13 protein-coding genes and 2 pseudogenes are annotated in these 21,928 nt (G+C 69.0%); 11 read left to right on the forward strand and 4 right to left on the reverse strand.

The window, feature by feature from the left end; all coding sequences use genetic code 11:
• Positions 1-93: 93 nt before the first annotated feature.
• A pseudogene (locus AB0D14_RS31600) lies at positions 94-390 on the forward strand (phospho-N-acetylmuramoyl-pentapeptide-transferase); the annotation flags it as partial.
• 299 nt (positions 391-689) lie between these two features.
• On the opposite strand, the gene AB0D14_RS31605 reads toward AB0D14_RS31600, so the two are convergent.
• Entirely contained in the window at positions 690-3,293 is a 2,604-nt protein-coding gene (locus tag AB0D14_RS31605) for a PA14 domain-containing protein (RefSeq protein ID WP_362785989.1), read from the reverse strand.
• 158 nt (positions 3,294-3,451) lie between these two features.
• Between AB0D14_RS31605 and AB0D14_RS31610 the strand changes: the two genes are divergently transcribed.
• Complete coding sequence (locus tag AB0D14_RS31610; RefSeq protein ID WP_362785990.1) at positions 3,452-4,465, forward strand: LacI family DNA-binding transcriptional regulator; 1,014 nt, start codon at positions 3,452-3,454, stop codon at positions 4,463-4,465.
• A 261-nt stretch (positions 4,466-4,726) separates the two neighbouring features.
• On the opposite strand, the gene AB0D14_RS31615 is transcribed toward AB0D14_RS31610, so the two are convergent.
• Positions 4,727-8,101, reverse strand: a complete 3,375-nt coding sequence (locus AB0D14_RS31615; protein WP_362785992.1) for a S8 family serine peptidase — start codon at positions 8,099-8,101, stop codon at positions 4,727-4,729.
• 360 nt (positions 8,102-8,461) lie between these two features.
• On the opposite strand from AB0D14_RS31615, the gene AB0D14_RS31620 reads away from it, so the two are divergent.
• Complete coding sequence (locus tag AB0D14_RS31620; RefSeq protein ID WP_362785993.1) at positions 8,462-9,550, forward strand: glutamate--cysteine ligase; 1,089 nt, start codon at positions 8,462-8,464, stop codon at positions 9,548-9,550.
• Positions 9,551-9,552: 2 nt separating this feature from the next.
• Here AB0D14_RS31620 and AB0D14_RS31625 read toward each other — a convergent pair whose 3' ends face one another.
• Positions 9,553-11,382, reverse strand: coding sequence for an ABC transporter ATP-binding protein (locus AB0D14_RS31625; protein WP_362785994.1), 1,830 nt, complete (start codon positions 11,380-11,382; stop codon positions 9,553-9,555).
• A gap of 266 nt (positions 11,383-11,648) precedes the next feature.
• Between AB0D14_RS31625 and AB0D14_RS31630 the strand changes: the two genes are divergently transcribed.
• Both AB0D14_RS31630 and AB0D14_RS31635 read left to right on the forward strand, forming a co-directional pair.
• Positions 11,649-12,857, forward strand: coding sequence for an FAD-dependent oxidoreductase (locus tag AB0D14_RS31630; protein ID WP_362786111.1), 1,209 nt, complete (start codon positions 11,649-11,651; stop codon positions 12,855-12,857).
• Positions 12,858-13,035: 178 nt separating this feature from the next.
• Positions 13,036-13,656, forward strand: a complete 621-nt coding sequence (locus AB0D14_RS31635) for a hypothetical protein (protein WP_362785996.1) — start codon at positions 13,036-13,038, stop codon at positions 13,654-13,656.
• Positions 13,657-13,776: 120 nt separating this feature from the next.
• Here AB0D14_RS31635 and AB0D14_RS31640 read toward each other — a convergent pair.
• A pseudogene (locus AB0D14_RS31640) lies at positions 13,777-14,046 on the reverse strand (GNAT family protein); the annotation flags it as partial.
• Between the two features lie 231 nt (positions 14,047-14,277).
• Here AB0D14_RS31640 and ligA point away from each other — a divergent pair.
• The 6 genes from ligA (at position 14,278) to AB0D14_RS31670 (ending at position 21,884) form a co-directional block, all read left to right on the forward strand.
• Positions 14,278-16,413, forward strand: a complete 2,136-nt coding sequence (gene ligA / locus AB0D14_RS31645; RefSeq protein ID WP_362785997.1) for an NAD-dependent DNA ligase LigA — start codon at positions 14,278-14,280, stop codon at positions 16,411-16,413.
• Positions 16,414-16,526: 113 nt separating this feature from the next.
• Positions 16,527-17,099, forward strand: a complete 573-nt coding sequence (locus AB0D14_RS31650; protein ID WP_362785998.1) for a dihydrofolate reductase family protein — start codon at positions 16,527-16,529, stop codon at positions 17,097-17,099.
• Positions 17,100-17,479: 380 nt separating this feature from the next.
• Positions 17,480-18,058, forward strand: a complete 579-nt coding sequence (locus AB0D14_RS31655) for a hypothetical protein (RefSeq protein WP_362786000.1) — start codon at positions 17,480-17,482, stop codon at positions 18,056-18,058.
• 117 nt (positions 18,059-18,175) lie between these two features.
• Complete coding sequence (locus AB0D14_RS31660) at positions 18,176-18,322, forward strand: hypothetical protein (RefSeq protein WP_362786002.1); 147 nt, start codon at positions 18,176-18,178, stop codon at positions 18,320-18,322.
• Between the two features lie 944 nt (positions 18,323-19,266).
• Positions 19,267-20,664, forward strand: a complete 1,398-nt coding sequence (locus AB0D14_RS31665) for an MFS transporter (protein WP_362786113.1) — start codon at positions 19,267-19,269, stop codon at positions 20,662-20,664.
• Complete coding sequence (locus AB0D14_RS31670) at positions 20,661-21,884, forward strand: FAD-dependent monooxygenase (RefSeq protein WP_362786004.1); 1,224 nt, start codon at positions 20,661-20,663, stop codon at positions 21,882-21,884. The genes AB0D14_RS31665 and AB0D14_RS31670 overlap by 4 nt, the downstream gene beginning before the upstream one ends.
• Positions 21,885-21,928 lie beyond the last annotated feature (44 nt).

Here is a 21,928-nt window from a genome sequence, read left to right on the forward strand (position 1 = left end):
AAACCCCACGAAGGAGCGGAACAACACACACCGCTTCGGCATAGTCGCGGTCTCCGCATAGGTCCAGCTATGCGGATATCCGCATAGGTGGACGACACCGGCTCACTCGCCCTCGGCGGAGCCCTGGCCGGCCTGGCCATCTGCTCGCGCACCCAGCTGCTGCTCGTGCTGCTGGGCGGGCTCTTCGTCCTGATCACCCTGTCCGTGGTGATCCAGGTCGGCTCGTTCAAGCTGACCGGCAAGCGCGTCTTCAAAATGGCCCCGCTGCAACACCATTTCGAGCTCAAGGGCTGGTCGGAAGTCCTGGTCGTGGTCCGCTTCTGGACCATCCAGGGCATCTGCGTCATCGTCGGTATCGGCGTGTTCTACGCCGGCTGGGTAGCAGGCTGACCAGGACGCTCAGGAACCCGACAGGCAGCGACACTCTCGAACCCGACAGGCGGCGCGCGAGGTAGGGCGCCGTGGCACTGTGCCGCGCGATCGAGCCACCTCGGCCGCATCCGGGGCACGGCAGAGCCTGTCCCCGTCCGTCGCGTGGTTCATGTCGCGGCCCTCCCGGGAGGGCGGGCCTCCGGGGAGGGCGGTTGCAGAGGGAGGCCGCCCGGCGAGCGGCGGGGAGGCGTTTCGCCGGGCGGCCCGGTGTCAGACACGAACGGTGTCAGACGCAAACGGTGCAGACGCAGCCGATGTCAGACGCAGCCCGCGGGGGTCGCCCGGGACACGTCGTCGATCAGGGCCTCGTGGGCCGCCTTGAGCCGCTTCACATCGGGCTTGACGACCGCACGGTCGTAGGTGATCAGCCCGTTGAGCTCGCCCTCGACGTCCGCGATCTGGGTGTACACCGCGCCGTTGCCGCCCTTGCAGGCCAGGGCGTGCACCTCGGCGAGCTTGGTGAGGTAGTCGTCGGTGTACGTGGCCGGGTCGACGTCGACATAGGACTGCTGCACCGACCAGGCGTGTCCGGGCACCGCCAGGCCGAGGCCGCCGTACTCACCCATGACCTGGGCCCGTTTGCCGTCCGGGTGCGGTGGCAGTGCCGGGCTCGGATAGCCGTGCTCGTCCATGAGGTCGCCCGTTCCGCCGTCGGCGCCGAGGTTGAGGCCCGACTGGTTGTTGACCAGGCGTGTCGGGTCCCAGGCCTTGGCCTGCTCGGCGATGCGGCCGACGTCGTACTGGCCCCACCCTTCGTTGAAGGTGACCCACATGACGATCGACGGACTGCTGATGTGCTCGTCGATCATCTGCTTCATCTCGCGCTCGTACGTGGCGCGGGCGGTGGCGGACGGGTTCACACCCGCCGTCATGGCCGGCATGTCCTGCCACACCATCAGGCCGAGCTTGTCCGCCCAGTAGAACCACCGGTCCGGTTCGACCTTGATGTGCTTGCGGACCGAGTTGAAGCCCATCGACTTGTGCATCTTCAGGTCGTAGGCCAGGGCCTTGTCGCTCGGGGCGGTGTGCAGGCCGTCGGGCCAGAAGCCCTGGTCGAGGGTGGCCATCATGAAGATCGGCTCACCGTTGAGGACGGTCCGCGGGGTTCCCCCGACGTTCTCCACGGAGATGGACCGCATGCCGGCGTAACTGCTGACGCGGTCGGATCCGACCTTGACCTTGACGTCGTACAGGAACGGGTCGTCCGGCGACCAGAGGCGTGCGTCCTTGATCTTCAGGGTGAGCGGGCTGCCCGTGTGGCCGGAGACGGTGGCCACCTTGCGCTTGCCCTCGTACGCGGTCGCGGTGACCGGGACCCCGTCGCGTACGCCCTTCGGCGCGACCGTCAGCGTGCCCGCGTCCACGTCCGGAGTAAGGGCGAGCGAGTCGACGTGGTCGGTGGCGACGGGCTCCATCCACACGGTCTGCCAGATGCCGGAGGACGGGGTGTACCAGATACCGCTCGGGTCGAGGCGCTGCTTGCCGAGCGGCGGGTTCTCGCCGTTCGCGGCGTCCGTCGGGTCATAGACGCCGACGATCAGCTCCTGGGTGCGGCCGGGCTTCAACGCGTCGGTGACGTCGGCGCTGAACTTGTCGTAGCCGCCCTGGTGTTCGGTGACCTTGGTGCCGTTGACGTAGACCTCGGAACGCCAGTCGACCGCGCCGAAGTTGAGCCGCAGACGTTTGTCCGAGCCGATCTTCCAGTCGGACGGGACGGTGAAGGTACGCCGGTACCACATCCGGTCCTCGTGCCGTTCGATGCCCGACAGCTGGGACTCGACGGGGTACGGGACAAGGATCTTTTCAGCGAGCTTCTTGCCGACCGGGGGCTGCTCCCCCGCCTCGGCCGCCGCGAACTGCCAGCTGCCGTTGAGGTTCTTCCAGTTGTCGCGGGTGAGCTGCGGCCTCGGGTACTCGCGGTGCGCGTTGGCCGGGGTGACGTCCTTGCCCCACTTGGTGCTCAGTTGGTGGGTCGAGAGGTTGGTGCCGCTGCTCCAGAAGGCTTTGACAACGTTGCCGTCCTTGGCGGAGAGACCCCCCGCTCCGTCGTAGCGCACATCGGCGCTGCCGCGCGCGGTGCCGGTCTTGTTGCCGACCACGGGCTCCTTGAGCGCGACCAGCAGGGACTTGGAGTCGGCCGGGTCGAGCTTCACCTTTCCGAGCGGCCAGGCGGCTCCGCCGATCACCGCGTCCAGGTGGTCGAGGAAACCAGCCGCGGGCGCCTTGAGCTTCTGGGCGAAGTCGAGCCGGAGTGTGCGGCCGTCCTTGAGTACCGTGGTGGCGATGGCCCCGTCGTAGTCGTAGCCCGCGGGCAGCAGGAACGCCGACTGCGGGATGGCGGCCTTGGTGCCGCCGGGCGGTGTCCACCGCACATGGAGGTTGGAGCCTCCGTAGTGCTCGAAGTACTCCACCTTGATGTCGTAGGCCGTGCCGGCGGTCAGCTCCACGGGCTGCGAGTTCTGTTCGCGGTCCCAGTCGTCGACCCAGTGGTCGATGGCGATCTTCCCGTCCACCCAGAGGCGGAAGCCGTTGTCCGCGCTGATCGAGAAGGTGGTGGGGCCGGACTTCTCCGGCACGATCCGGCCGGTCCAGCGGACGCTGACGTCGTCCGACTTGCCGGTCGCGGAACTCAGGCGGGACTCCAGGCTGTCGAAGTCCAGTCGGGAGTCCATTCCGGTGGCCTTGAGCTCGTGGAAGTCGAAGGCGCCGGGGGCGGACTGGGTGTAGTACTCGCCCTTGAGTCCGTGGACCTCGGGGGGATCCTCCACCGCTGTCGCGACAGGTGCGGCGGCCAGTCCCGCGGCACCGAGTACCGCTGCGACGAGCAGGGCGAGTCGGTTTCTGAGTGGTCTGATGCGCACGAATCCTCCTAGGGTGAGGAAGGGTGGCGGCTCGGGGCTTCAGTCTGTACAACGTTGGAAGCAGAGGCAGTTGGCATGAGAGCACGAGCTCCCGCCCGCTGTCCAGGTTCATGACACAGCTCCGGTCGCGGAGTTCCCGTCGATGCCGAGGAGATCCCTTGCGGGTCAGCCTGAAGGACGTGGCCGAACGGGCCGGCGTCTCGATCAAGACCGTTTCCAACGTCGTGAACAACTATCCGCACATCACCCCGGCGATGCGCGCCCGGGTCCAGGAGGCGATCGACGAACTCGGCTACCGGCCGAACCTCACCGCGCGCCATTTGCGCAAAGGCCGTACGGGCATCATCGCGCTCGCCGTTCCCGAGCTCGGCAATCCCTATTTCGCCGAACTCGCGGGCGCGGTGATCGACGCCGCCGCCGAGCACGAGTTCACAGTCCTGCTCGACCACACGCGGGGCGAGCGCGAGCAGGAACTGCTGGTCAGCCAGGGTTTCCGGGCCCGGGTGATCGACGGGCTGATCCTCAGTCCGCTGGAGCTGGAGGCCGAGGATCTGCGGGGCCGGCCCGACGACGTACCCCTGGTACTGCTCGGCGAGCGCCAGTACGGTCTGCCCTTCGACCACATCGCGATCGACAACGTGGCCGCCGCACGGGCGGCGGTGCGCCATCTGCTCGACCGCGGCCGGACCCGGATCGCCTATCTCGGTGTGCGTACGGACTCCGCGAACCGCCCCGCCCATCTGCGACTCGACGGCTGGCGTGCGGAGTTGGCGGCGGCGGGCCTGCCGGTAGACGAGGACCTGATCGTGACCGTCGGCGGCTGGGACCGGGACGACGGCGCCCACGCCATGGCCCAGCTGCTCGACGCGGGCCTGCGTCCCGACGCGGTCTTCGCCTTCAACGACCTCATCGCCATCGGCGCCATGCGGGTGCTGCACGAGCGCGGGCTCAGGGTGCCGTGGGACATCGCCGTGGTGGGTTTCGATGACATCGCCGAGAGCCGTTTCGGAGCCGTTTCGCTGACCACCATCGCGCCGGACAAGCAGGCGATCGCCCGCCTCGCGGTGGCCTCGCTGTTGCGCAGTCTGTCGGGCCGTCAGGATCCCGGCGGGCGTGAACTCACCGCGGAGTTCCGGCTGGTGGAGCGGGAAAGCACCCTGGGGCGCCGCTGACGACGGGCCGAACCAACTGGTCGAGATTTCGGACGGAGAGGTTTACAGGCCCTCTCCAACGATGTAAAAAACTCCCCTGAACGACGTGCACGCCATGTTGACGGTCAAGTGCCGAACCCCCGAGAGCGATCTCAGTCCGTGTGCTTCTGCAGAAGGTGATCCAGAACGTCATCAGCCAGATCGGCTCCCTCGACTCCGCAGAACGGCCTTGCCCGGGCGGCATCGATGCCGCCCGGGCAAGGCCGGATACGCGTCCCGGGGCTACTTCGTGGTGAGGTAGGCCCGTTCGGTCGTCTGGACCAGCGTGTTGCCCTCACGGTCCGTCAGCTTCGCCCGCAGGGAGACGGAGCCCGCCGCGGCGGGGTGGGTCAGCGACAGGTGCTTACCGCCGACGGCCTTGACGGACTGCCAGGTGGTGCCCTCGTCGTAGGAGACCTCGAAGGCGAGCTTCCTGGGCCGCTGCCCGGCGGCCGCGCCCTTGACTGAGAACGGCACCTCGAAGCGCCGGCCCGCCTTCGCCGTGCTGGCCAGGGTCAGCTTCGGGGAGAAGGTGACCGTCGACAGCGGCAGCGCGGCGAAGTCGTCGTCCGGGGTCGTGGCCGAGCGGAAGGTCCACTCCGCCTGGACGCGGGTGCTGACCGGGAACACCGCGGGGTCACGGGAGCTCTCCACGCTCAGCTTGTACGAGGCGTCCTGGGCCGGGACCGTGTACTCGGTGAGGCCCAGGGTCGGCGGGAAATCGTAGTTGTCTGCGATCTCCTTGCCGTCTGCCGTGAGCGTGGCCTTCGTCGAGGTGGTGGCGGCCTCGCCCCAGTGCCCGTCGCCGTCGCCGAACAGCGGCACATAGGCCCTGATGGTGTTCCCGAGCCGGGCGACACCCGGCAGGCCCTGGCCCGGTCCGAGCTCGTCGGGGCGGTTCAGGACCGGGCCGAACACGCCGACGTTGAACTGCTCGCGGTAGTTCTGTCCGGCCTTCCAGGTCTGCGGCATCCGCATCAGGAAGTTCTCCCAGACCTTGTCATCGCCCTGGCCGCTGGTCTGCCACATGCGGAAGGACCACTTGACGCTGTTGGCGAGGATGTAGTCGGTGGTGCTCAGCGGCAGGCTCCCTCGCAGGTCGCCGAAACTGGCGAGCAGGTTCCCGTCTGCCGTGTGCGGGCTGACCTCCACCTGGACGTTCCTGCCTTCGACGGATGCACCCGCCCGGAGGTCGACCTTGGCCAGCTGCTTCTTCCCGACCGCGGCGGTGAAGCCGTTGAGGTCGTTCGCGCGGTCCCAGGCCAGGTGGTAGGTGACCGGCCGGCCCTCTTCGTCGAGGCGGGTCCAGTCGCCGGTGAACAGCGCGCTGACGTCGTTCTCGGACTGCTCGGTTCCGAGCCGCCCGAACCGGCTCCCCGCGAAGGTCGGCAGCAGGTACTGAAGGCTGCCCGCGCGCAGGCCCTCGCCCCGCGCGTAGTCGAACGCGACCGTGGCCTCGGTGTTCTCGGCCGCCGCGTCCGGCAGGGTGATCTCCACCGGCTTCGCCTGCCGTGCGTCGACGGTGACGCCGGTGTCCTTGTCCAGGCTCAGCTTCGGCTGCACCAGCACGGAGTGCGTGGAGGACTCGTACGACGGGTGGATCACACCGCTGAGGGTGTAGTCGCCCTTGGGCAGCCGTACCGTGAGCTCGCCGTCCTCCTCATCGGCGTAGTCGCCCCGGAAGTCGCTGTCCACGCCTGTGACGGAGGTGGCGGCGTCGCCGGTCGGCTCCCCCTTCTCGTCGAGGTGCTTCAGCGTCAGGTCGTACGACTCGACCTCGCGCTCCACCCCCACGGCGGAACGCACCTGGATCTTGTCGTCCTCGGACGCGGCCTGCACCGAGCCGCCAAAGGTGCCATCGGTGCTGCCGGCGCGGGTGTCCGCCGTGACGTCGGCGCTGGCGGTGCCGCCCGCCGGGACGGTGAGCTGCCGCGGCGACACGGCGAACAGGCCCTCGGCGGCGGGCTTGCCGTCCGCCGCGAACGCGTCGACGGACAGGTCGAGGGTGACCGGCTCGGTACCGAGGTTGCGGTACGTCAGCTGCTTGGTCGCCGATGTGTCGTCGTTGTGCGGCCACTGCTGCTTGCCGAAGTCGAGCGGCCCCTGCTCGGTGACGACGCTCTGCTCGATCGCCCGGGCCAGGTCGGTCCGGCCGGTGCCCTGCTGGAAGGCGCTGTACGAGCTCGGCTTGGCGGAACCGGTGAGTACGGCCTTGATGCGCTCGCCGGTCCAGTCGGGATGCTGCTGGGCGACGATGGCGGCGGCGCCCGCGACATGCGGGGACGCCATGGAGGTGCCGCTGATGGTGAGGTAGCCGGGTATGTCGGAGGGGTACGAGCCCGCCAGGACGCTGCCGGCGGCCGAGGCGGCCGTGATGTCGACGCCGGGCGCGGTCAGGTCGGGCTTGACCCCGCCGTCACCGACGCGCGGGCCACGGCTGGAGAACTCGGCAAGCTGGTCGGCGTCGTCGACCGCGCCGACGGTGAGCGCGGCGTCGGCGCTGCCGGGCGAGCCGACGGTCCCCTCGCCGAACTCGCCCTCGTTGCCGGCCGAGATGACGAAGAGCGTGTCCGATGCGGCGGAGAGCCGGTTGACCGCCTCCTCCATCGGGTCGATGCCGGGCGTGTCCGTGCCGCCGAGGCTGAGGTTGGCGACGTCGGCGCCCTGGGCCACCGCCCACTCCATGCCCGCGATGATGCCGGAGTCCGAGCCGTAACCGTCGTCGTCCAGGACCTTGCCGTTCAGGAGCTTCGCTCCCGGGGCGACGCCCTTGTACCTGCCTCCCGACCTGGCTCCCGTCCCGGCCGTGGTGGACGCCACGTGGGTGCCGTGGCCGAACTTGTCGCCCGGGCCGGAGGAGCCGGAGAAGTCCTGCTGCGCGATCACCTGCCCGGCCAGATCGGCGTGGGTCGTGTCGATCCCGGTGTCCAGCACGGCGACCTTCATGCCGGTGCCGTCGAACCCTGCGGCCCAGGCCGTCGGTGCGCCGATCTGCGCGACGCTCTTGTCGAGGGTGGCCTTGCGCCGGCCGTCCAGCCACACCTTCTCCACCGCGGTCGAGGCGGTGAACCCGTCGGTGCCGGCACCGGTCACGGCGTTCCAGAACGTGGCGCCACGCTCCTTGACGGGGCGTATCGCCTTCCCGTTGACGACGGGCAGCGCGCGGCCCATCCGCGCCCCGGCCCCGGTGAACGGGCTCATCGAGGGCGCCTTCCGGCCCTTGAACGTGACGATCAGCGGCAGGTCGGAGCGGCCCGCGTCGTCGTAGCCGTCCGTCACCAGCTGGGTCACGTCGAACAGCCGTGCATCCAGCTTGCCCTGTGCCAGCAGCAGCTCCGTGTCGGCGGGCACCACATGGGTGTGTCCGTCGATCTCCCGGACCGAGAACGGCATCCGTTCCCGGCCCTTCGCCCGCTCCACGCCGGTGATCCGGCCCTTGCCGTCCACCTGGACCCGGTCGCCGGTGACCAGTGTCACCGTCTTGACCGCGCCGGCCGTGCCGAGGCCGCCCACGCCCCGAGCCACCACCCCGGAACGCCCGTCGGCCGGTTCACCGGTCGGCGCGGCCCGGGCCACCTCACCCGGGACACCGGCCAGCAGCAGGGCCGCGGAAGCCACCCCTGCCACCACGACCGCACGCCTTGGTCTTGCGCGTAACTCCATCTGAACTCCTCGCGATCCTGGATCTGTCAGGAGCCGTCCGGCGGCACCGGGATTCCCGGCGCCTCACCCCTGCGCCGACGGCTCGCTCCTGATACGGACGGGAGAACCAGTGGGTTGCCACAACATCAACAGGCGTTTCTGACGCCGGGTCACCTGATGCCTGGTCGCTTGACGGGAACGGGCAGCCGACCCGATGCAGACGGTGACGGACCGCCGCGTGTCCGCCCGCCGTTCCAGGGCATTCGGAGTCCGGAAGAGGCAGGCTGCGTTACCTCGTCGTTGCCCGCAACGACCCCCGAGAGAGGCATTGGTCACGTGCGTACCGTCGGAGTGGAAGAAGAACTCCTCCTGGTCGATCCTGAGACCGGAGAACCGCAGGCCCTGTCCGCTGCGGTGCTCGCCCGTGCCGCCAGGGACGATCCGTCGGAGGAGACGTTCGAGAGGGAACTGCACAGCCAGCAGCTCGAGTTCGCCACCCATCCGCAGGCGGACATGGCCGACCTGGGCGCGGAGATCGTCCGATGCCGGAAGGAGGCGGAGCGCGTCGCGGGGGACATCGGGGCCGCCGTCGTGGCGCTGGCCACCTCGCCGCTGCCGGTCAGTCCGTCGGTCAGCACGAACACCCGGTACCAGTGGATGGTCCAGGAGTTCGGGCTGCCCGCCCAGGAGCAGCTCGTCTGCGGCTGCCACATCCACGTGTCGGTCGAATCCGACGAGGAGGGCGCCGCGGTGCTCGACCGGCTGCGCCCCTGGTTGTCCGTGCTGACGGCCCTCAGCGCGAACTCCCCGTTCTGGCAGGGCAAAGACAGCCTCTACAGCAGTTATCGGAGCCGTGTGTGGGTACGTTGGCCGATGGCCGGCCCCACCGAGCTCTTCGGTTCGGCCGACGGCTATCACCGACGGGTCGACGACATGGTGGCCACGGGTGTGCTGCGGGACAAGGGCATGGTCTATTTCGACGCGCGGATCGCCGAGCGTTACCCCACGGTCGAGATCCGTGTCTCGGACGTCTGCCTGGAGGCAGGCACCGCCACACTGCTCGCCACCCTCACCCGTGGACTTGTCGAGACGGCGGCGCGCGAGTGGCGCGCGGGGCAGGCCCCCGCGGAGCACACCGTGGACCTGCTGCGCCTGGCCGCCTGGCGGGCCGCCCGGTCGGGGCTGGAAGAGGAACTTCTGCATCCCCTGTCCATGAGGCCGGCACCCGCCGATGACGTGGTGCGGGCGCTCCTGGAGCACGTCGGCCCCGCCCTGGACGACAGCGGAGACACCGACCGCGCTCACACGGCCGCCGCGGAACTGCTGCGTCACGGCAACGGCGCCCGGATCCAACGCCGGCTCCTGGAGCAGACGGGAAGCCTGGGTGACGTGGTCGCGGAGTGCGTACGACGCACTCAGACGTGAGTTCAGCGTACGTCGGCCCCCGCTGGTGTGTCGTCCGCGTGTGTGTCGTCGAGGAAGCCTCCTGACTGGTGCTGCCACAGCTTCGCGTAGGCACCGTCCGAGGCGAGCAGCTCCTGGTGTGTGCCCTGCTCGACGATCCGTCCGCGGTCGAGGACGACCAGCCGGTCCATGGTGGCAACCGTACTCAGCCGGTGCGCCACCACGAGTGCGGTGCGTCCCTCCATGAGCCGCCACAGCGCCTCCTGGACGAGGACCTCACTCTCGGAGTCCAGGGCGCTGGTGGCCTCGTCGAGCAGCAGGATCGGCGCGTCGCGCAGGATCGCCCGGGCGAGCGCGACCCGCTGGCGCTGCCCGCCGGACAGCTTCACACCGCGTTCGCCCACCATGGTGTCGAAACCGTCCGGCAACGCGTCGGCGAACTCCGTGACGTGCGCGGTCTCGGCGGCGCGGCGGATCTCGGCGTCGCTCGCGTCCGGCCGGGCGAACGCGATGTTGTCCCGCAGGCTGCGGTGGAACATCGCCGGGTCCTGCGGCACATAGGCGATGAGGCTGCGCAGGTCGGCCTGGCGCAGCCTGCTGATGTCCTGTCCGCCGATCAGGATCCGGCCGGCGTCGAGGTCCGTCATCCGCAGCAGCAGCCGGCTGAGCGTGGTTTTGCCTCCGCCGGACCGGCCGACGAGACCGATCTTCGTGCCGCCGGGCACAGCCAGGTCGAGTCCCTCGAAGAGGGGGCCGGCTCCCGCGTGGGCGAAGGTCACATCCTCGAAGTGGACGTCGGAGGCCTCGGAGCGCAGCGGCTCCGCAGGCACCGGGTCGAGCACGGTCGGTGGCATCAGCAGCAGTTCGGTGAACTGTGCGGCCTCCGTCATCGAGCTCTCCAGGCGGCGGTAGATCTGGTTGAACTCGAACATGATGCGTGTGGCGTTGGTGTAGTACGTGAAGGCGACCACGACCGCCTCCACGCCGTGCCCACTGCCGGCGAGGGCGACCGCGAGCAGCAGGCCCAGCGCGTTGGTGAGTACGGACAGGGGGGCGATGAGTGTGTCGATGCGCAGGTTGCCGTAGTCCCAGGACCTCAGCGTGAGCCGCCGCGACTCCGCGACACGGGACCGGTGCTCCGCGGCCTCGCGTTCCTCGGCCGCGAACGCCCGGACGGTGTCCATGTTCATCAGGCTGTCGGCGACATGACCCGACACCCGGGCGATCGCCTCCTCGCGCTTGGCGACCAGTTTCTGGCGGCGGCGGACGAGGGGCACCACACACAGGGCGGTCAGCGTGATCATCGTCAACAGGCCGACAACGAGGAGCGGTTCGTAGCGCCAGAGCACCACTGATCCGAAGACCAACGGCACCAGGCTGCCCACGACCTGGAAGGTCAGCGTGTCGATGAACGCCTCGAACCGGGAGGCGAAGCTCAGCACCCGCTTGGTCAGCGACCCGGCGAAGTTCTCGTGGAAGAAGGCCGCGTCCTTGGCGAACAGTTCGTCCATGCCGATCACATACAGGTTTTCGATGCCGAGGGCGTCGAGCCGGTTCAGGCAGTGCAGACCCAGCCGCCACAGTATCTCCGCGAGCAGCAGGACACCGGCGAAGGCGAGGACGTAGGGCAGCGCCGCGGTGACGGTGATACCACCGTCGACGGCGATCCGGCCGACGAGTTTCGCCACGATCAGCGGCGCGATGTAGTTGATGCCGATGTTGCCCAGCGCCGGCAACAGCATCCCTGGCACCGAGAACAGTTTGAACCGGGCCAACTCCCTTCCGTAGCAGCGTAGAGCGAGGAGCACCGCACCCTTGCCCGGCTGCACCTTGCGCAATTCAGGTGATCCCATCCCCACCTCCTGTCGTCGCACGGCGGCCCGTCACCCGCTTCGGCAGACAGCGAACGACAACAGCGCCCCGCGCACCTCACACCCCTGCCAGGTGTGGGTAAGGGCGGGCCGGAGCTCCGATTGTCCCGCGTGGGCGCCCGAGGAGTCCAAGTGTTTTCCCTGCCCTCAGGACCCATACATACGTGCGAGACCAACAGCCGACCGGACGTTTCCAAGACACTTGTGCAACCGTGGGGCCTCTGCATACGGCATACGACTACATACGACTGGGGGGATACGACGTGGCACACATCCTTGTCATCGGTGGCGGAATCGCCGGTACGGCGGCCGCGTTGGCCCTGCACAAAGCAGGGTCGGACGTCACCGTGTACGAGGCACACCCCGACTCGGCCGAGGACATCGGCGCGTTCCTCACACTCGCGAGCAACGGCATGCGAGCCCTCGCCCAGGTCGGCGCCTCCGCCGCGGTCACGGCGGTCGGCTTCCCGCTGCGCTCGATGCGTGTCCTCGACGACACGGGCGCCGCCGTGGCCCGTGTGCCGCTCGGTGAGGCCGACGACCCGCTCCTCCGGTATCGCTGCCTGCACCGCGGCGAACTGGCCACCGCTCTGCAGGCGGAAGCAGTTCGCCGGGGCATCGACATCCGGCACGGTGCCCGCCTCACGTCCGTCCAGGACGCCCCCGACGGTGTCACCGCACACTTCGCCGACGGCAGCACCGCCACGGGTGACCTGCTCGTAGGTGCCGACGGTCTGAACTCCGCCGTACGGCAGGGGTTCGCCCCCGCCGTACAGCCCTGCTACGCGGGGCAGCGCGTCTTCTACGGCTACACCGGCCACGCTCCCCCGGAGGAAAACGCCGAGGACGGCGAGCGCATCACGATGGTGCGGGGCAGCGCGACGGCCTTCGGCTACGCGGTGTCTCCGGACGGGGAGACGTACTGGTTCGCGCGCGTGGCCGGTGAGCCCCTGGCCGCCGACGAGATCGCCCACGGCACACCTGCCCACTGGCGCGATCTGCTCCTGCCGCTGCTGCGCAAGGACACCACTCCTGCCGCAGGCATCGTCGCGGCCACCACCGACCGTGTCATGGTCACCAACGCCACCGAGATTCCCACCGGCACGCCGTGGCGCTCCGGCCGCACCCTGACCATCGGCGACGCGGCCCACGCGGCCTCCCCGGCGACCGGGCAGGGGGCGTCGATGGCCCTGGAGGACGCCGTCGTCCTCGCGAAGTCCCTGCGTGACGCACCCGATACCGAGACCGCGCTGTCCCTCTACGAGTCACTCCGTCGTCCGCGTGTGGAGGAGAACGTCACCGTCAGCGGGAACATCTCCCGCGGCACGCCTCCACCGTCCCGCCCCGGCCGGGGAGCGCCCACTCCCTCCTCCCGTCCTGGCGACGACGCACTCAACCGGCACCTGGAATGGCATGCCGACCTCTGGGCGGAGAGCGGCGGCGGTACGCGTGAATGAGGCGCGCACCAGGAACACCACAATAAAGTCGTGCGTACTATCTCTACACTGACGCAAAGCGCGCGGTTGTGTCCTTCGGACGGATCAGCCCTGACAGACACCATCCCGCTCTTCACTCGTGCAGAGACATGTTCCCTGTTTCTGCACATGTGTTGGCGGATCGAGAAAGGCTTTACTCATGCCTGAGAACCAGACCTCCACCACAGAACTCACGTCGCAGTACGTCGCACAGGTGACGAGCGACCTCGAACGCAACACCAAGGAGCAGGACCGCATCGCCGCGGACATCTCGGCCCTGCAGGAGCAGTTGCTCGCCCTGGAGCACGACCACACGGTCCTGGTGAACATGCAGCAGGCGCTCGGCGGCGCGCGCCCCACCGCCGGGACCACCGCGGCTGTGCCCTCCGTGCCGAGCCAGGCTTCCGCCTCGCCGAAGCAGGCCAAGCAGGCCAAGCAGAAGAAGGCCGCTGCTACGGACGCCAAGGAGACCGCCACCAAGGAGACCTCCGCCAAGAAGCCCGTGGCGAAGGCGGCCAAGGCAGCCGCCCAGCCGAGCCTCGTCGACCTGATCCGCACTCACCTGGAAGAGCAGAAGGAGCCGCGCTCCGCCGCCGAGATCACCACCGCGCTCACCTCGGCCCACCCCGACCGCAACATCAAGACCACCGTCGTGCGCACCACCCTCGAGAACCTGGTCGCCCGGAGCAGCGCCCACCGCAGCAAGCAGGGCACCTCGGTCTTCTACACGGCCACCGCCGAGTCTGCCGCCGAGCCCCAGCCCGCCGCGGCGACCGCCTGATCACTCTCGTCGGCTCCACTGCCTCCGGGCTGCCGGCACGCTGGCACGCGCCTGTTCGCGTATGCCATTGCGTGCCGGGCCGCCCGCGGCACAGGGTGGCCCGGCCGGTCATGCCACCGGTCAACGGGCCGGGTGCCGTTGGGTGAACTCGTCGGCGAGTATGCCCATCAGCACCACGTCGTGGTACCGGCCGGCGAAGAACACATGGTCACGGAGGCGCCCCTCCTCGATGAGACCGACTCGGCGTTGCAGCGCCAGCGACGCCTCGTTGTGCGCGAAGATCCGCGCTTCACACTTGTGGAAGCGCCGCTCCTCGAACATGAACCGCAGCAGCATCACCGCGGCCTCCGTCGCATAACCCCTGCGCCGGTGTTCCGCACCCATGGTCACCGTGCGCCGTGTGTACGGGCATGCGTCAGGCGCCGCTGCCCGCGGTGAACGGCCCGAACTCCCATGTGCTGTCCCCGAAGACGGCCGACTCCTCAATGCTGACCTGCACGCCGTTGACCTTGAGGTCGTACTGCGTCGGCGTCGTTCCCTCGGTGAGCAGGTACGACGTGCTGGGGCGGTACGTCGTTCGTCGGCAAGGCCGTTGTCAGTGGTGGCAGGCAGGATGACGGCATGACCACACCAGTTGCAGTGATCGTGGATGCCGCCGCCTACGCGCAGGCGGTCGAGGACGCCGTGCAGGCTTCGGGCGCCTACTACACGGGCGGCACCTCGCCGATGGACGACGACACCTACGACCGGCTGATGCGCGCCATCACCACGTGGGAGGCGGAGCATCCCGACCAGGTGCTGCCCCACTCGCCGACCGGAAAGGTCGCAGGCGGTGCCGTGGAGGGCGATGTGCCGCACACGGTGGCCATGCTCAGCCTGGACAACGTGTTCTCCCCCGACGAGTTCACCGCCTGGACGGCTTCGCTGGCCCGGCGTATCGGTCACGACGTGGAACGGTTCGATGTCGAACCGAAACTCGACGGCCTGGCGATCGCCGCCCGCTACACCGGTGGCCGCCTGGACCGTCTGATCACACGTGGGGACGGAACGGCCGGGGAGGACGTCTCGCACGCGATCGGCACCGTCGAGGGCCTGCCCGAGGCCCTCGCCGAGCCCGTCACGGTGGAGGTGCGCGGTGAAGTCCTGATGACCACCGCCCAGTTCGAGCACGCCAACGAGGTCCGCACCGCGCACGGCGGCCAGCCGTTCGCGAATCCGCGCGGCGCCTCGGCGGGCACCCTGAGAGCCAAGGACCGCGCCTACACCGTGCCGATGACGTTCTTCGGCTACGGCCTGCTGCCCCTGCCGGACACGGACGCCGAACTCGCCGGACAGCTGCGCGAGCTGTCCCACAGCGAGCTGATGTCCCGTGCCGCCGGGCTCGGGGTGAACACCACCGCCGGCACCGCCGTCCCCGGCACCACGGCCGACACGGCCGAGCAGGTCCTGGCGCGGGTGCAGGAGATCGCCGCGCTGCGGGCCACGCTGCCCTTCGGAATCGACGGGATCGTCATCAAGGCCGACCTGGCCGCCGACCAGCAGGCCGCCGGATCCGGTTCGCGTGCCCCGCGCTGGGCGATCGCCTACAAGCTGCCTGCGGTGGAGAAGATCACCCGGCTGCTCGACGTGGAGTGGAACGTGGGCCGTACCGGCATCATCGCCCCGCGCGCCGTACTCGAACCGGTCGTCATCGACGGAGCCACCATCACCTACGCCACCCTCCACAACCCGGCCGACATCACCCGGCGCGACCTGCGCCTGGGCGACCACGTCATGGTCCACCGCGCCGGCGACGTCATTCCCCGTATCGAGGCCCCTGTCGCCCACCTGCGCACCGGTACCGAGCAAACCATCGCCTTCCCCGAAGTGTGCCCGCGGTGCGGTGGCGGCATCGACACCAGCGAGCAGCGCTGGCGCTGCGAGAACGGCCGCAACTGTCATCTCGTCGCCTCCCTCTCGTACGCCGCCGGCCGCGACCAGCTCGACATCGAAGGCCTCGGCCACACCCGCGTCGTCCAGCTCGTCGAAGCGGGCCTGGTCGCCGATCTCGCGGATCTGTTCGCTCTCACCCGCGACCAGCTCCTGCGCCTGGAGCGAATGGGCGGGACGAGCACCGACAACCTCCTCGCGGCGCTCGGTACCGCCAAGGGGCGGCCGCTGTCGCGGGTACTGTGCGCGCTGGGGGTGCGGGGCACGGGCCGTTCGATGTCCCGCCGCATCGCCCGTCACTTCGCCACGATGGACAACGTCCGCGCGGCCGACACCGCGTCGATGCAGCGGGTCGAGGGCATCGGCACCGAGAAGGCCCCCTCCATCGTCGCCGAACTCACCGAACTCGCCCCGCTCATCGACAAGCTCGTCACCGCCGGGGTTAACATGACCGAGCCCGGCGCCACCCCGCCGAGCGCGGCAGCCCCCGACGACCTCGACGACCCCAAGGGCGCCTCGGTGAGCTCCCCGGACGCACAGGACCCGAAGGCCCCGGACGGCCCGGGACCGACGGGCGGGCCGCTGGCCGGCATGACGGTGGTCGTGACCGGCGCGATGACCGGTGCTCTGGAGAAGCTCAGCCGCAACGAGATGAACGAACTCGTCGAGCGCGCCGGAGGCCGCTCCTCCTCCAGTGTCTCCAAGAAGACCGCCCTGGTGGTGGCAGGGGAAGGTGCCGGATCCAAACGCGCCAAGGCCGAGACCCTCGGCATCCGCCTGGCCACCCCCGACGAGTTCGCCGCCCTCGTCACCGACTACCTCGAATAGTCTGCTCCCCGCATCCGCTCGGCCGATGAGTTTCGCCGGGGCCAGCAGTCAATCAGGCAGTGACGGACCGCAGGACAACAGCGACGGACCACAGGACAACAAGGAGACCTTCGATGCGCACCCTGATCAGCAGCGCCTTCATCTCGCTCGACGGCGTCGTGGAGGGCCCGGGCGGCGAGCCCGGTTACCGGAACTCGGGTTGGACCTTCAAGGACATGGAGTTCCTCCCAGAAGCGTTCGACATCAAGGGCCGGGAGCAGCGGGAGGCCACCGCGATGCTGCTGGGCCGGACGAGCTACGAGGCGTTCAGTCCGTTCTGGCCGGACATGGAGGATTTCTCCGACTACAAGATGATGCCGAAGTACGTCGTCTCCACCAAGCTCGCCGAGGACGGCCTGGTGTCGAACTGGGGACCGACCACGATCCTGCGGTCGCTCGACGAGGTCGCCGCGCTCAAAGGGACCGAGGGCGGCCCGATCATCATCCACGGCAGCGCCGCCCTCAATCGGAGCCTCTCGGACGCCGGCCTGATCGACCGCTACCACCTCCTTGTCTTCCCCCTCCTGCTCGGCGCGGGCAAGCGTCTGTTCAGCGACACGGACAAGGACACCCAGAAGCTGCGGCTCGTCGAGCACGAGGCGTACGCCAACGGCCTGCAGAAGAACGTCTTCGACGTGGTGCGCTGACGAGACGTGGTGCGTTGACGATACGACCGCGCTCCCCGAACCGGGTGTGTCCGGGGAGAGTGCGTCAGTTCACACCTCGCACGGCACCGGCGGCGGAACAAGCAGGAGCGGCCGACCGTTCATCCGTATGTGGCTGCGGAGGGGACAGTGTCCCCGGGCCTCACCCAAAGCCCATGGGGACGATCGTTCGGCTGAAGCCCCATGGAGCCCCCCCGCCGAGAGGCGACCGCCCTCCGCAGACCACCGCACACAGCCCCGGCTGGTCTCCCCCGTCCAGCCGGGGCTTTCCCGTGCGCGGGGTCAACGCCGGTGGCGCAGAACCGGGCCGCCATGACAGGCTCTGCGTCGCTCGTGAACAGGCCGTTGGTGAGGGGAAATCCGTGGACACGCAGACCTGGGACGCGCTGGTCGCATCGATGAAGAACGCGTACACCGCGGATCTGACGCAAGGGACGGCGCCTCGCCCGGTCATCATGCCTCTGGTACGTGGCGAACTGGTCGGGCTCATCTGGCTACGCCCCACCAAAGGCGGCGAGGACGCCCTCACCGCGATCGTCGAGCTCTCGAACGTCGCCGCCGCGGCAGGCGCCGACGAGGTCGTTCTCGCCTGGGAGACGGACGAAGTCGCCACCGCATGCCGGCTTCCGGCCACCGGCCCCGCCCCCTGCCTGAACCTGGTACACGCCACGAAGGACGGACACGTACTGCACCAGCTTCCCTACACGCGGGAGCCCCTGGACGCGTCCCCTGGCGACCCCGGTCCGGTCACGGCCGCACCGCTGTGGCTCCCTGCCCCGGAACCGCAGCCGGACGGCGATCTCGCCCCGCCGATCCAGGCCGCCCTCACCTACTCCTTCACCCCTCTCGAGCTTGACCACCCCTCCCCCTTCGGCGTCACCGTCCTCCTGATGGAAGACGACGGCTACACCGTCCACCTCACCGACACCTTCACTCTGTGACTCCACGGTCGGGGTCTGTGCAAGGGTGAAGGCCGATTGCCGTTGTCGTCCCGCCACAGCGGGGTATACGGAGCTGTGCAGGTACCGCACCACCGCCCCCGTCACAGGAGAAGAGCCATGGCAGGCATCATGAACAAGATCAAGCAGTTCGCCAAGAGCCCGCAGGGCCGACGCACCATCGAACAGGCCCGCCGTGCCTCCGCCGATCCTCGACGCCGAGCCCAGGCCCAGCGACTGCTGGGCAAGTTGCGCGGGCGGCGCTGACCCCGGTCGAGCGACCTGCCCTCAGGGCCGGCGGCGACACGGCTGTTTCGTACCCGCCGACCGCACTCCCGACGCCGACGCAAAGACCCCACCCGAGGGACACGGGTGGGGTCTTGTGGAGCGCCGGGCAGGCCTTGCACCTGCATTTCCCCGCAGGAAGCGGGGCGTCTTTCCTTGGACCACCGACGCGAGACGCACCAGCCGATCGGCCGCGCGCTCAAGATCAAGGATACCAGCGCCGGGACCCGCGAATCACACGTTGACGGAAGGTCAGGCGAGAAGACGTTTTCGGCGCACGGGTTGCGGGCCGCGTTGTTCGGAATACATGCCACCTGACCAGCTGCGAAGAGCTCCCGCAGGCTCCTTGACCAGACCGAATCACTAGGGTGCGGAAACATGATGGCGCGGCTTCGGGCTGGGGCCGATACTCGCATCTCAGGCGATCTGGGCCCTGGTTGACGGGCACGGCGAGATCGCTGTGGCACTGCGCCAGGCGCGTGCTGTCGGCCCGCCGACGCGGCCGCCACCCTCACCGTGCTGCAGGCGGCCCGCCGCTCGTCCGCCGAGGGTGTGGCAGTCCGGCGGCAGCCCGGAGCACTGAAACTCCAGGTCATGCCCCGTAAAGGACCCAAGTCGCCTGTAGTGCGTAGGCACCAGGACACCTGTGTGGGTGGTCCGGGTGCACCAGGCGAAGACGGCAGCAACGGACGATGCCCCGCGAGGCGCCGACGGGGAGTGTTGGAGGCGTGCGCATTTCGCGCATTCCCCCTACCCGGCAGCTTCGACCCGGCCGGCTGACCGGCCGGGCAGTACATCCCGCTGGCGGACCAGTGCGGCCCGCGGCCCCGCTTGACGTGTGCGCCACGAGAGCGCTGCGCCCACATCAAACGGGTCCACGCACATGCCCGCACCCAAGCTCGCACCCAATGATGACAAGGACGTCCATGTCCGAAGCTGTGATTTCCCCCGTCCGCATCGGGAGGCTGTCGATCGGTGCCCTCGGCATCCTGGCGCTCGCCCTCGGCACCCTGCAGTCGGTGGTGGAGCCTGCGCTCCCGCTGCTGCAACGTGAGTTGGAGGTCAGTCCTGGCGAAGGGGCATTGATCGGCAACGCGCTACTCGTCACCGGCGCGGTCGTCACACCCGTCGCAGGCAAACTCGGCGACCGCTACGGCGGAAAGCGGGTGCTGGTCTGGCTGATGGCCGTGGTGTCGGCCGGTGGTCTGTTGGCCGGCCTGGCGCCGAACCTGCCGGTGTTGTTGCTCGGTCAGGTATTGCAGGGTGTCATGGTGGGTGCGCTGCCCCTCTCGTTCATCCTGGTGCGTAAACACCTCCCGGCAGGAGAGTCGCAGGTGGCGATCGGACTGGTCGTCGCGCTGTTCACGGGCGGCAGCATGGTGGGAATGCTGTTTGCGGGGCCGATCGCGGATGGACTGTCCTGGCATTGGATGTTCGCGGTACCGACGATCGCGATCATCGCGATGACGTTGGTCGTGACGTGGCTGATGCCGCATGATCCGCCGATCCGGTCGGACAGCAGGATCGACTGGCCTGGTGTTCTTCTGCTGAGCGGCACGTTGCTCGCGTTCATGCTCGGGCTCGTGACGGTGACGAGGGACGGCGGTCTGCCACCATTCGCGGTCGGTGCCATCGCGGTGGGCGTGGCCGCCCTCGCGACCGGATGGGTCGTCGTCGAGCGCAGGGCGGTCTCGCCGATGGTCGATCTACACATGCTGGCAAGGCCCGCGATGCGGAACGCGTTCGTGTTCACCTTCGTCATCACCACCAGTTACGGGATGGTCGGCTTTCTTCTCCCGCAGTTGTTCGGGGTGTCGGCCGACGGGTACGGCTTCGGAGCCAACACCACCGACATCGGACTGTTCCTGCTGCCCGGCGCCGTCGCCGGGTCGGTGAGCGATTCGGTCGGCGGGATCGCGGCGCGGCGTTTCGGTCCGCGTGCCGTGGTCGTCGTGGGCACCGTCGTCACGGCGGCCACGATGATCGCCCTGGCGGCGCTGCACAGCGCGGAATGGCAGCTCGTCCTCGCGAAGGCGCTGACCGCGTTCGCTGCGGGCGTCGGTACCACGGCGTTGCTCGCCGGCACCTTCACCACCGTCGAGACCAGGGACACCGGCATCGCCACCAGCCTGCTCGTGGTGACACGCGTGATCGGCACCGCCCTGGGCGCCCAGATCGGCGGCGCGATCCTCAACGCCGGTGCCACCCCGCTGACGGGCCGGCCGGCCGAATCGGCCTTCGCCACAGGTTTCGCCATCGCCGGCCTCGTCGCCGCGTTGTCACTGCTCGTTGTCCGTATCACGAAGAATGGAGCCCAGGCATGACACCTACCGGTCTGTCGATGAACGTGAGTACTGCCGCGAAGCGCAAGGTTCTGATCTCCGGGGCCAGTATCTCCGGACCCGCGCTGGCGTACTGGCTGCACCGTTCCGGGTTCGCGGTCACAGTGGTGGAGAAGGCAGACGCACTGCGCGCCGGTGGTTACCCGATCGACGTCCGCGGTACCGCGACAGAGGTGGTCCGGCGGATGGGCATCCTGCCGCGGCTGCGGGACGCGCACATCGACTCGACTCGCTGCACGTTCCTCCACGCCGATGGCAGCAAGGTGGCCTCGGTCAGCCCGAGCGCCGTTGTCGGCAGCGTCGAGGGACAGGACATCGAGGTGCGTCGTGGGGATCTGGCCGCGAGCCTCTACGCGACAGTTCGCGACGATGTGGAATTCCTGTTCGGCGATTCCATCGACACTCTCGACCAGTCCGACCAAGAGGTCGACGTCACGTTCCGCAGTGGGCAACGGCGTACGTTCGACCTGGTGGTCGGCGCCGACGGTATGCACTCACACACCCGGGAGTCCGTGTTCGGCCCCGAAGAACAGTTTCACCGCTACCTGGGCTACTGCTTCGCCATCTTCACCATGCCGAACACCTTCGGGCTCTCCCGTGAACTCATGTTGTGGAACACCCCGGGGAAAGCCGCGGCCCTCTACGCCGTCGGGGACAACGACGAGTTGCACGCCTTCCTGAACTTCCACCAACCGCAGCCGCCGTTCGATGCCCTCCGGAACCCCGGCGCCCAGCGGGACCTGATCGCCACGACCTTCGCAGGCGCGGGATGGGAGGTCCCTGGCATGGTCGACGCCATGCGCGACGCGGATGACCTGTTCTTCGACACGGCCGGTCAGATCCGTATGCCCCACTGGTCCAGCGGCCGCGTCGCGCTCGTCGGCGACGCCGCGTACGCACCCTCGTTCCTCACCGGACAAGGCTCAAGCCTTGCGCTGGTCGGTGCCTACATGCTCGCCAACGCCCTGGCCACGAACCGGGACCACACCGCGGCCTTCGCCGCCTACGAGCGCGGCGTTCGCGAGTTCGTCACCATGAACCAGGCACTGGTCGACACGGGTGCGGCCACGCTCTTCCCCACCACGGCGCGGGCCCTGGAGCAACGCAACAAAATGCTGCGTGATCTCGTCACCATGCCCTCCCCGACAGCACGACCGGCCCACTCAGCCCTTACGCTGCCCGAGTTCGCCCCTGTGCCGTGACCGGCTGCCGGCCCGCCTCCTGTTCGGCTTCCGTTCGGCTCCGG

It is taken from the genome of Streptomyces sp. NPDC048484 (assembly GCF_040651415.1).
Classification (GTDB): domain Bacteria; phylum Actinomycetota; class Actinomycetes; order Streptomycetales; family Streptomycetaceae; genus Streptomyces.